This window comes from Pseudomonas acericola (SeqCode), assembly GCF_053456465.1.
Genome location: NZ_JBRFJB010000002.1, coordinates 112,742 through 124,927, shown reverse-complemented (window position 1 = coordinate 124,927; position 12,186 = coordinate 112,742). Strand labels below are relative to the sequence as shown.

Annotated in this window: 8 protein-coding genes; 3 read left to right on the top strand and 5 right to left on the bottom strand. The window is 61.9% G+C overall.

Annotation, left to right across the window (positions count from 1 at the left end; translation table 11 throughout):
* Nucleotides 1–309: 309 nt before the first annotated feature.
* Nucleotides 310–1,473: a type III PLP-dependent enzyme gene (locus ACU688_RS06575; RefSeq protein ID WP_010213203.1), complete on the top strand. Its 1,164-nt coding sequence runs from the start codon at nt 310–312 to the stop codon at nt 1,471–1,473.
* A gap of 72 nt (nt 1,474–1,545) precedes the next feature.
* Here the strand turns inward: ACU688_RS06575 and ACU688_RS06570 are convergent, their stop codons facing one another.
* The 3 genes from ACU688_RS06570 to ACU688_RS06560 all read right to left on the bottom strand — a co-directional run bounded on the left by ACU688_RS06570 (nt 1,546) and on the right by ACU688_RS06560 (nt 3,500).
* The gene (locus tag ACU688_RS06570; protein ID WP_448184131.1) at nt 1,546–1,947 is read right to left on the bottom strand and encodes a type II toxin-antitoxin system HicB family antitoxin; all 402 of its coding nucleotides are present in this window, start codon (nt 1,945–1,947) and stop codon (nt 1,546–1,548) included.
* A 118-nt stretch (nt 1,948–2,065) separates the two neighbouring features.
* The gene (locus ACU688_RS06565) at nt 2,066–2,818 is read right to left on the bottom strand and encodes a tetratricopeptide repeat protein (RefSeq protein ID WP_448184130.1); all 753 of its coding nucleotides are present in this window, start codon (nt 2,816–2,818) and stop codon (nt 2,066–2,068) included.
* A 1-nt stretch (nt 2,819) separates the two neighbouring features.
* Nucleotides 2,820–3,500, bottom strand: coding sequence for a Fe2+-dependent dioxygenase (locus ACU688_RS06560; RefSeq protein WP_017737742.1), 681 nt, complete (start codon nt 3,498–3,500; stop codon nt 2,820–2,822).
* A 205-nt stretch (nt 3,501–3,705) separates the two neighbouring features.
* Between ACU688_RS06560 and ACU688_RS06555 the strand changes: the two genes are divergently transcribed.
* Together ACU688_RS06555 and ACU688_RS06550 are read left to right on the top strand one after the other, a co-directional pair.
* Entirely contained in the window at nt 3,706–6,006 is a 2,301-nt protein-coding gene (locus ACU688_RS06555; RefSeq protein WP_448184129.1) for a TonB-dependent receptor, read from the top strand.
* Between the two features lie 134 nt (nt 6,007–6,140).
* Nucleotides 6,141–8,666: a PepSY domain-containing protein gene (locus ACU688_RS06550; RefSeq protein ID WP_448184128.1), complete on the top strand. Its 2,526-nt coding sequence runs from the start codon at nt 6,141–6,143 to the stop codon at nt 8,664–8,666.
* Between the two features lie 73 nt (nt 8,667–8,739).
* On the opposite strand, the gene ACU688_RS06545 is transcribed toward ACU688_RS06550, so the two are convergent.
* The gene (locus tag ACU688_RS06545) at nt 8,740–10,281 is read right to left on the bottom strand and encodes an alkaline phosphatase D family protein (RefSeq protein ID WP_448184127.1); all 1,542 of its coding nucleotides are present in this window, start codon (nt 10,279–10,281) and stop codon (nt 8,740–8,742) included.
* Nucleotides 10,282–10,472: 191 nt separating this feature from the next.
* Entirely contained in the window at nt 10,473–12,185 is a 1,713-nt protein-coding gene (locus tag ACU688_RS06540; protein WP_448184126.1) for a PTS fructose-like transporter subunit IIB, read from the bottom strand.
* Nucleotide 12,186: the final 1 nt, after the last annotated feature.

Here is a 12,186-nt window from a genome sequence, read left to right as displayed (position 1 = left end):
TTCCGTCACACCGGTCGGTTACATAAGTAGCTGCACGGGTCCTCGCGACGAACGCGTGCAAAAACGCGACATTTTTAGTTGATCTCAAGCCCCTCACGCCCTAAAGTTCGCGCCGAACGTCCATGCTGGAAACGATCCATCCGGCTCAAGTACTGACGACGAGACAGCAAGGCCAAGGGAAGCGTTTATTCCCATGGCCTTTTTGCTTTCGGCGACATGCCTTGGGAAGTAGGCGAACCAAAGTGGGGATACGGAGGACGTTCATTTGCACCCATTGACTAAACCAGTTTGCCCTTAGGAGTTCCCAGCATGTCGATCAACGTCGAAGACTATTTCGCGCGCGCCACTTTTGACAAAATGAAGGCGTTCGCCGACAAGCAAGAAACCCCGTTCGTGGTGATCGACACCGCGATGATCAGCCAGGCCTACGACGACCTGCGCGCCGGTTTCGAATTCGCCAAGGTGTACTACGCCGTCAAGGCCAACCCGGCCGTCGAGATCATCGACCTGCTCAAAGAGAAAGGTTCGAGCTTCGACATCGCCTCGATCTACGAGCTGGACAAGGTCATGGACCGCGGCGTCAGCGCCGACCGTATCAGCTACGGCAACACCATCAAGAAATCCAAGGACATCCGCTACTTCTACGAGAAGGGCGTGCGCCTGTTCTCCACCGACTCCGAAGCCGACCTGCGCAACATCGCCAAGGCCGCACCGGGCTCGAAAGTGTATGTGCGTATCCTCACCGAAGGCTCGACCACGGCTGACTGGCCTTTGTCGCGCAAATTTGGCTGCCAGACCGACATGGCCATGGACCTGCTGATCCTCGCCCGTGACCTGGGCCTGGTGCCTTACGGCATCTCGTTCCACGTCGGCTCGCAACAGCGCGACATCAGCGTGTGGGACGCGGCCATCGCCAAGGTCAAAGTGATCTTCGAACGCCTGAAAGAAGAAGACGGCATCCACCTCAAGCTGATCAACATGGGCGGCGGCTTCCCGGCCAACTACATCACCCGCACCAACAGCCTGGAAACCTACGCGGAAGAAATCATCCGTTTCCTCAAGGAAGACTTCGGCGACGACCTGCCGGAAATCATCCTGGAGCCGGGCCGTTCGCTGATCGCCAACGCCGGTATCCTGGTCAGCGAAGTGGTATTGGTTGCACGTAAATCCCGCACCGCCGTCGAGCGTTGGGTGTACACGGATGTGGGCAAATTCTCCGGCCTGATCGAAACCATGGACGAAGCCATCAAGTTCCCGATCTGGACCGAGAAGAAAGGCGAGATGGAAGAAGTGGTCATCGCCGGTCCTACCTGCGACAGCGCCGATATCATGTACGAAAACTACAAGTATGGCCTGCCGCTGAACCTGGCGATTGGTGATCGTTTGTACTGGTTGTCGACGGGTGCGTACACCACCAGCTATAGCGCGGTTGAGTTCAATGGCTTTCCGCCACTGAAATCCTTCTACGTTTAAGAGCAGCGGTTAGTTTTTAGCCACAAGCTGCAAGAAAAAGCCCATGACCTGTCATGGGCTTTTTTGTTTCTGCTAAGCCGATAACTCACGCAATGCCGCCGTCGCCAAAAAGCCTGACCGCGAGGCGTAGCGATGGTCCTTTTGCACGCGCTCATCGATGCGCTGTAGCAGGTGTTCCGGTAACGACGCGTTGAAACGCACGGACTTGCCCAAGTAGGGCGTGAGATCAAAATCGACTATCGCCCAAACCCCACCAGCAAAGTCCGGGTTATCCAAATGGGCATCTACCTCCTGCGCCTGGGGCAACGGTTCCTCATCTGCGACCAGCCCTTCAAGATGCAACGCCAGTGCCTCACGGACATTGTCGAGCGCTTCGGAAAAGGTCCCGCCGGCCGAGAAACACCCCGGCACATCAGGGACGGTCACGCTGTAATCCGAGTCGGCATCTTTATGTACCACCACTGGAAACTTCATTGTTCCTCCTTTGGACGAGCCCCTGGGACTCCATCCAACTCATCAAACGAGGCCATCACTGGCGTGATCGTTCTACGTCTGACCCGGTAGAAACCGGCTCCCTCGCCACAGCCGGTGTTTACAAATCCAGCTGTGTCGCACGCGCCTGGTACGCCTCAGCCATCGCGCGGATCTGCGGATCATTCGCCGCTGCCAACGCCTTTTGCGCCGTTCTCAAGAACTTCAAATTGCCCCCCGCCAACGCCTTGCGCAGCCAATCCAACGCCGCATCGTCCTGGCCTCTGTCCGCCAGCACCGCCGCATAGCTGAACTGCCCGCGAAAATCGCCACCTTCTGCCGAGCGACGATAACAGTCCACCGCAGCCTCCAGATCCTGTGGGCAAAACCGGCCGTCTTCCAGATAACGCCCCAGCAGGTTCATCGACTTGGCGTGGCCCTGCTCGGCTGCCTGGCGATACAGGCTCAGCGCTTGTTGCTGGTCTTCAGCAACACCACGCCCGGTCGCCAGCAGATTCGCGTAGTTGTACTGCGCCCAATCCAAACCCGCTTCAGCCGCCAAACGGTATGCCTTCGCCGCCGCAGCTTCATCCGCCGCACACCCCCAACCATGCTCCAGACACCGCCCGGCCATATTGCGCGCCATCAGGTGCCCGCCCTGGGCCGCGATCTGGAACCAGCGCAACGCCAGCGCTTCATCCCGCGCAATGCCACGGCCTTCCAGGAGGATTTGCCCGAGCAGCGCCTGGGCATCCACCACGCCTTCTTTCGCCGCCATCAGGATCGCCTGGGCGGCGCGCACCGGGGAGTCGTCGAGCATGGCTTGCAGTTGCTCGACGTTGAGCACTTCTTCGCGGCGCAACAGGAAGCCCATGTCAGACCTCGACCCAGCGGCGCAACAGGTTGTGGTAGGTGCCGGTGAGCTGGATCAGGGCCGGATGGTCGGGCACATCGGCGGTCAGTTGCTGGATCGCACCGTCCATTTCGAACAGCAGGGTGCGCTGACTGTCTTCGCGCACCAGGCTTTGGGTCCAGAAGAACGAGGCGTAGCGCGCGCCACGGGTCACGGCGTTGACTTTGTGCAGGCTGGAGCCGGGGTACAGCACCATGTCGCCAGCCGGCAGTTTTACCCGTTGCAGGCCGAAGGTGTCCTGGATCTCCAACTCGCCGCCGTCGTATTCCTCCGGGTCGCTGAAGAACAAGGTCGACGACAAGTCCGTGCGCACCCGCTCAATGCTGCCCCGGGCCTGGCGCACGGCGTTGTCGATATGGAAGTCGAAACTGCCGCCACTGGTGTAGCAGTTGAACAGCGGCGGGAAGACCTTGTGCGGTAACGCCGCAGACATAAACAGCGGATTTTTCCACAGCCGCTCCAGCATCGCCGCGCCGATTTCCTTGGCCAGCGGGTGGCCTTCGGGCAGTTGCAGGTTGTGCTTGGCTTTGGCGGACTGGTGCCCGGCTGTGATTTTGCCGTCGGCCCAATCGGTGCTTTCCAGGGCTTGGCGGATGCGCTGCACTTCCTCACGAGAGAACAGGCCGGGAATGTGCAGCAACATGGGCGATACCTGAATGCAGAGAGGCGCCAATGGTATTGATTCTTATCAAGCCTGTAAAACGCCGTGGACGGATGACATCGTAAAAACCGTAAGCAAAAAGTGTAAAGAATGTAAATTCGCTGCAATTAGCAATGTATCGCAATTGATAGAAAGTCGTGTTCGCCCTATATTCCGCCGCCTCACATCCTTGGGGAAAGGACACGTCATGTCGCGCACTTCAATAAAAACACCTGCCAGTTCACCTCGTCTGTTGGCTTCGGCCATCGGCGTCGCCCTGACCGCCAGCTCTGCTGCCCATATGGCGCAAGCGGCCGAAGAAACTGAACAAAAAGGCGAGCGCAACAGCATCTCCCTGGGCGCCACCAGCATCACCGGCCAGGAACAGGACCAAACCTCCTACCAGGTAGAAAAAGCCTCCTCGCAGAAGTACACCGCACCGCTGGTGGACACCCCGCGTTCGGTCACCGTGGTGCCGCAACAAGTCCTCAAGGACACCGCCGCCACCTCGCTGCAAGATGCCTTGCGCACCGTGCCGGGGATCACCTTCGGCGCCGGCGAAGGCGGCAACCCACAGGGCGACCGCCCGTTCATCCGCGGTTTTGACGCCCAGGGCGACACCTACCTCGATGGCGTGCGCGACACCGGTGGCCAGAGCCGCGAGATCTTCGACATCGAATCCATCGAAGTCAGCAAAGGCCCGAACTCGTCCTTCGGCGGTCGCGGCTCGGCCGGTGGCAGCCTCAACCTGGTGAGCAAAACCCCACAAGCGCGGGACTTCACCAACGGCGGCTTCACCTACGGTTCCGACCAGACACGCCGCTACGTGCTCGACGTGAACCGCCAGTTCCTCGACGACAGCGCCGCGTTCCGCCTGAACCTGATGAGCCACGAACAAAACGTCGCCGGCCGTGACGCGGTGAATTACGACCGTTGGGGCGTGGCCCCGTCGCTGACCTTTGGCCTGGGCACCCCGACCCGCGTCAACCTCAGCTACTACCACATGGAAAGCAACGACCTGCCGGATTCGGGCATTCCGTACGGCTACGGCTCGGCCACGACCACCACCCACGTCCACGACAAACCCACCGACGGCGGCGACAGCAGCAACTTCTACGGTCTCAAGGACCGCGACTTCCGCAAGACCCGCGCCGACATCAGCACGATCTCCGTCGAGCACGACCTGAACGACAACATGACGCTGAAAAACACCCTGCGTCATGGCAGCACCGGCCAGGACTACGTCCTCACCCAGCCGGACGACAGCAAAGGCAACGTCAACAAGTACGGTACCGTGTGGCGTCGCGCCAACGCCCGCGTCTCCACCACCACCACGACCACCAACCAGACCGATCTGTTTGGCAGTTTCCAGGCGCTGGGCTTCAAGCACAGCTACTCCACCGGCCTGGAATTCACCGGTGAAGAAACCCGCGTCAGCGGCTACACCATCACGCCCAATGCCAACCCAACGCCCAACGGCTGCTTGCCGGGCATGGTCGGCAACAGCGGCGGCAGCTGCACCTCCCTGGGCAACCCGAACCCGGACGACGCCTGGACCGGCAGCGTCGCACGCAACTACATGGGCACCAACACCAAGGCCACCAGCCGCGCTGCCTATGTGTTCGACACCATCGAGCTGGACCCGAAATGGCTGCTGAACGTGGGTGTGCGCTACGACACCTTCGACACCGAAGCCAACACCAATGCCACCACCGGCCGCACCAAGGTCAAGGACGACAGCCAATTCTTCAACTGGCAGGCCGGCCTGGTCTGGAAGCCGATGGAAAACGGCAGCATCTACACCTCCTACGCCACCTCGGCATCGCCAGCCGGCGGCCTGGTGGGTGAAGGTGTGGACAACAACGCCATCCCGACCGGCATCAACACCAGCGACCTGAAACCGGAAGAAACCGTCAACTACGAGCTGGGCACCAAGTGGGACCTGTTCCACAACCGCCTGTCGCTGTCGGCTGCGGTGTTCCGCACCGAGAAGAAAAACACCCGCATCCTGGTGGATTCCAACACCTACGAAACCGCCGGTGAGTCCCGCGTCGACGGCCTGGAATTGTCCGCCAGCGGCAAGATCACCGAGCAATGGCAAGTGTTCGCCGGCTACAGCTACCTGAAAAGCGAGCTGGTTGATCCAGGCAGAAACGGCACCCGCCTGGGCATCGTCACGACCGGTTCGAACAAAGGCAACCAGATGCCGAACACCCCGGAAAACTCGTTCAGCCTGTGGACCACCTACAACGTGACGCCGAAGCTGACCATCGGTGGCGGCGCGTTCTATGTCGACCAGGTTTACGGCGATGCGGCCAACACCGTGTACGTACCGTCCTACACCCGCTACGACGCCATGGCCAGCTACAAGCTGACCAAGAACGTCGACCTGCAATTGAACGTGCAGAACCTGACCGACAAGACCTACTACGACAAAGCCTACGCCTCGCACTTCGCCAACCAGGCGGCGGGTCGTACCGCACTGCTGTCCACCAGCTTCCACTTCTAAAAGCGGGCAGCCAACGGCAAAAGCCCCACGCATCGGATGCGTGGGGCTTTTGCGTGTAAAACAGAATATTTCTCGATAACCCACGGCATAATGCGCGCCGTGCATTTACAACCAGATAGACGAGGCGGTCAGACGTGTTGAAGAAAACCCTGTTCCAGTTGCACTGGTTCTTCGGCATTACGGCCGGGCTGGTGCTGGCCTTGATGGGGATCACCGGGGCAGCGGTTTCGTTTCAGGATGAAATCCTGCGGGCGCTCAACCCCAGCGTACTGACGGTGGAAAAACGCGACGCCGGCGTGCTGCCGCCCGCCGAACTGGTGCGCAAGCTGGAGGCCACCGAAGGCCAGACCGTGGCCATGCTCTTCGTCGAAAGCGACAACGGCAATGCCGCGCGCGTGTTCTTCACCCCGCCACCCGGCGAGCGCCGTGGCCAGTTGCGCTTTTTCGATCCGTACACCGGCGACTACATGGGCGACGTGGTCGGCCAGGACGTGTTCGGCTTCCTCCTGCAATTCCACCGCTTCCTCGTGATGGGCGACACCGGGCGCAACATCACCGGCGCGTGCACGCTGATCCTGGTGTTCTTCTGCCTGTCCGGCCTGTACCTGCGCTGGCCGCGCCAGGTCGCCAGCTGGCGCGTGTGGCTGACCCTGGACTGGCGCAAGAAAGGTCGCAGCTTCAACTGGGACCTGCACTCGGTGTTCGGCACCTGGTGCCTGCTGGCCTATCTGTTGGCGGCGTTGACCGGGTTGTATTGGTCCTACGACTGGTACAACCAGGGCGTGACCAAACTGCTCTCCGACGCGCCGCAAAACGAGCGCATGCGCAAGCGCGGCCCGCCACCGCAAGGCCCGGCGCCCGTGGCCAACTATGACGCGATGTGGAGCAGCATTTACAGCAGCGCAGGCCCGGGCTTGAGCAGCTACAACATCCGCATGCCCGCCGTTGCCGGGCAACCGGCCACGGTCTACTACCTGCTGAAAGACTCGCCCCACGACCGCGCGCTGAACCAGCTCAACCTCGACACCGCCACTGGCGAGGTCAAATCCCACGACCGCTACGCCAGCAAGACCCTCGGTTCCCAATTGCTGACCAGCGTCTACGCGCTGCACACCGGCAGCTATTTCGGCCTGGCGGGGCGCATTATCCTCACCGTCAGTTCGCTGCTGATGCCGTTGTTTTTCATCACCGGCTGGCTGCTATACCTCGACCGCCGCCGCAAAAAGCGCCAAGTGCGCGATGCTCGCAAGGGCCTCGGCGCCAACCACAGCGATGCCCCGGCGTGGCTGATCGGCTTTGCCAGCCAGAGCGGTTTCGCCGAACAACTGGCCTGGCAAACCGCCGGGCAATTGCAGGCGGCCGGCCTGCCGGTGAAGGTGCAACCCCTGGGCAGCATCAGCCAGGATGACCTGCGCCAGTCCGAAAACGCCCTGTTCGTGGTCAGCACCTTTGGCGACGGCGAAGCGCCCGACAGCGCCCGTGGTTTTGAACGCAGCGTACTTGGCCAGGACCTGTCCCTCAAAGGCCTGAACTACTCGGTATTGGCCCTGGGTGATCGGCAGTACGAACACTTCTGCGGTTTCGCCCGGCGCCTGCATTTCTGGCTGACCAACCAGGGCGGCAACCCGCTGTTCGCTCCCGTGGAAGTGGACAGCGGCGACACCACTGCCCTGCTGCACTGGCAACAACAGCTTGGCCAACTGACCGGTCAGGCCCCCGCTGCGGCATGGCCGACCGCCCGGTACGAAAACTGGACGCTGGCCCAGCGCACCCTGCTCAACCGCGACAGCAGTGGCTCCGACGTCTACCTGCTGGGCCTGACCCCGCCTTCTCCGCAGACCTGGCAAGCCGGTGACCTGGTGGAAATTCTCCCGCGCAATTGCCCCTGGGCCATCGAGCACTTCCTCGAAGGCCTCGGGCTGGCCGGCAGCGACGGCGTGTTGATCGACGACCTGGCGCACACCCTCGACCAGGCCCTGGCCACCCGCCAACTGCCGACGCATCGCGCCCACCTGGTGGGCCTGCACGCCCAGGCGCTGGTGAATGCGCTGGTGCCGCTGGGCATGCGCGAATACTCCATCGCCTCGATTGCCAGCGACGGCGTGCTGGAGCTGATCGTGCGCCAGGAACGCCACCCCGATGGCAGCCTGGGCCTGGGTTCCGGTTGGCTCACCGAATACGCTGCCCTCGGCTCGGCCATCAGCCTGCGCCTGCGTCGCAACAGTGGCTTCCACCTGCCCGACGCGCCGGTGCCGATGATCCTGCTGGGCAACGGCACCGGGCTGGCCGGCCTGCGCAGCTTGCTCAAGGCGCGCATTGCCGATGGCCAGCAGCGCAACTGGCTGCTGTTTGGCGAACGCAATATCGCCCACGACTTCCTCTGCCAGGACGAGCTGCAAGGCTGGCTGGCCAGCGGCGACCTGGCGTTGTTGGACCTGGCGTTTTCCCGCGACCAAGAGGAAAAAATCTACGTGCAGGACCGCCTGCGTGAATCAGCGGATGTGCTGCGTAAATGGCTGGCCGAGGGTGCGGCGATTTATGTGTGCGGCAGTTTGCAGGGGATGGCGGCTGGGGTGGATCAGGCGTTGGTGGATATTCTGGGCAGTGAAGCGGTAGAGCGCCTTATTGAACAGGGCCGCTATCGCAGGGATGTCTACTGATCCCTCAAAGCCAATGGAGATCAAAATGTGGGAGCTGGCTTGCCTGCTCCCACAGTTTTAATTGCATTCCAAGTCAGACAGGTTGGAGTTTTTGCTGGAACACCGACACCCCATCCAGATCCCGCAAAATCACCGTCAACTCCGCCGTCTGCCCATCAATCTGCACCTCACCAAAAAACTGAAACCCGGCAAACGGCGAAGTGTTCTGTACCGGCGGCGCTTTCTCAAACACCACCTCAGGCCCAAAGGTCTTATCCAACGGATTCGGCCCAAAACTCCCCGCATTCAGCGGCCCCGCAACAAACTCCCAAAACGGTTCGAAATCCTGGAACGCCGCCCGATCCGGGTGATAGTGATGCGCCGCACAGTAATGCACATCAGCGGTCAGCCACACATGGTTACGCACCTTTTGCGCCCGTAAAAAACCCAGCAGCTCGGCAATCTCCAGCTCACGCCCCTGAGGCGCGCCCGGGTCATTGTTGGCGATCGCCTCCCAGCGCGGCACGCCGGGGCTTATCTCGCCATCCGGCACGCCAAGACCGATGGGCATGTCGGCGGCAATCACCTTCCACTGCGCCTGCGAGCCCTTGAGCTCACGCTTGAGCCAGTCCAGTTGCTCACGGCCGAGGAAGGCTTTTTCGCCGCCCAGGTTGTCATCGTTGGGCCCGCGATAACTGCGCATATCCAACACAAAGACATCCAGCAACGGCCCATAGCTGAGCTTGCGATAGATCCGCCCGCCACCGTCGGCGGCCTGGCGGCGCATCGGTGAATATTCCAGCCAGGCCTGGCGCGCGCGACCGACCAGGGTGTTGATGTCCTTGGTCTGGTAACGCTCATCGAGCTGCTTGCTCGGCGACCAGTTGTTGACCACTTCGTGATCGTCCCACTGCCAGATCTGCGGCACTTCGGCATTGAAGCGGCGCACGTTTTCATCCAGCAGGTTGTAGCGATAGTTGCCGCGATATTCGTCGAGGGTTTGCGCGACTTTGCTCTTGGCTTCGGTGGTGATATTGCGCCACACGCGCCCGCCTTCGGTGACCAGTTGCGCGGGCACCGGGCCGTCGGCGTAGATGGTGTCGCCGCTGTGGATAAAGAAGTCCGGCAGGCGCAGGCGCATGGCTTCGTAGATGCGCATGCCGCCGATGTCCGGGTTGATGCCGAAGCCCTGGCCGACGGTGTCGCCGCTCCACACAAAACGAATGTCGCGACGCTGTTGCGGCACGCTGCGCAAGTGGCCAAACCAGGGCTCGCTGGCAACGCCGGTCTGGGCGTCTTCGAAGTGCACGCGGTAGAAAATCGCCTGGTCGGCGGGCAGCCCGGTGAGTTCGACGCGGGCGGTAAAGTCGCTGCGGTTGTCGGCCAGGGGCGAGATGAACCTGCGCGGGTTGCTGAACGTGCTGCGGGTGTCCCACTCCACCACCATGCGGGCGGGGCGGTCGCTGCGGCTCCAGATCATCGCGCGGTCGCCGAGCAAATCCCCGGACTGCACGCCATCGGTGAGTTGCGGGCGGTCCTTGACCGAAGCAATCACCGCCGGCGCGAGGCCCGGCAGCAACAAGCCGGCGCCGACGGCTTGCATCACACGGCGACGGCCGAGATCGAAGTGGCTCATGCGAGGTGCCCTCTTGAGGATCAAAAGGACAACTTAAACACGGGCAGATGACACTAATCTTGCGACCAATGAAGATCAAAATGTGGGAGCTGGCTTGCCTGCGATAGCGGTGTATCAGTAGCAAATGTGCAAGCTGACCCACCGCTATCGCAGGCAAGCCAGCTTCCACAGTTTTTTTACTGCATTCCAAGTCAGGCCTTGGCGGGGGCGACCGACAGTTCGACCACTTCCGGGCGCTTGATCACTGCGTACACCAACCCCGTCAGCAAACTACCGGCGACAATCGCCAGCAAATACAGCAGCGCATGGTTCATCGCATTCGGGATGATCAACACAAACAACCCACCATGAGGCGCCGCCAGCACGCAGCCGAAATACATCGACAACGCCCCCGTCAACGCACCACCGGCAATACTCGCCGGGATCACCCGCAGCGGGTCCTTGGCAGCAAACGGGATCGCGCCTTCGGAGATAAAGCACATCCCCAGGATCATCGCCGCCTTGCCCGCTTCGCGTTCGGTCTGGGCAAACTTGCGCCGTGCCAGGAACGTGGCGATGCCCATGCCAATCGGCGGCACCATGCCGGCAGCCATGGTCGCGGCCATCGGCGCGCCGCTGTGGGCGGCCAGCAGGCCGACGGAAAACGCATACGCTGCCTTGTTGATCGGCCCCCCCAGGTCGACACACATCATGCCGCCGAGCAGGATGCCCAGTAGCACCGCGTTGGTGGTGCCCATGGTGCTGAGGAAGTCGGTCAAGCCCACCAGCATGCGCGCCACCGGCGGGCCGACCAGATAGATCATCGCCAGGCCGGTGAACAGGCTCGCCAGCAACGGGATGATCAGGATTGGTTTGAGCGCCTCCAGGCTCTGGGGCAATTTCACCGCGCGGGTGATCAGCTTGACGCAGTAACCGGCGAGGAAACCGGCGAAGATCCCGCCGATAAAACCCGCGCCCAGGGTGCCTGCCAGCAGGCCGCCGATCATGCCGGGGGCGATGCCCGGACGGTCGGCAATCGAGTAGGCGATATAACCGGCCAACAGCGGCACCATCAGCATAAAGGCGCGGTCGCCGACGGTTTTCAGCGCGGCGGCCAGCGTGCCCTCCTGTTCGAACGCATGAATGCCGAACACAAACGACAACGCAATCAACAACCCGCCCGCCACCACCATCGGCAACATGAACGACACACCCGTGAGCAGGTGTTTGTACACGCCGGTTTTTTCCGACTTGGCCACCGCAGAGCTGCCGCTGCTTTCTACCACACCTTCGGCCAAGGCCTTGTTGAGGGTCGCCTCGGATTGCTTGAGGGCAATGCCAGTGCCGCAGCGGTAGATCTTCTTGCCGGCGAAGCGCTCGGTGGCGACTTCGATATCCGCCGCCAACAACACCACGTCGGCATCGGCGATGGCTTGCGGGCTCAGCGGCGTACGCGCGCCGACCGAGCCCTGGGTCTCGACCTGCAAGTCGTAGCCCAGGCGCTTGGCGGTCTGCTGCAAAGCTTCGGCGGCCATAAAGGTATGGGCCACGCCGGTCGGGCAAGCGGTGACGGCCACGATACGCGGCGCGTGCTTGGCGGCGCCTTCAGGGGCGACATACACCGCCGCCTCTTCGGCACCACGACGCAACACCGCTTCGACATCCGCCAGCGCCTGGGCCGGCGTGCTCTGGAACACGCGCTTGCCGACAAACCGGTGCATGTCCACCGTCGTGCTGCTGACCAGCAACACCCACTCGGCATCGTCGATGATCCCTTGGGACAACTGACGCTCCGGGCGCTGCACGTCGACCACTTCGACGCTGGTGCTCCAGCCCTGGCGTTGCGCGGCGGCGTCCAAAAGACGGGCGCACAGCACACTGGTGACCATGCCGTTCGGGCAGGCAGTAACAATGGCTAACTTCATC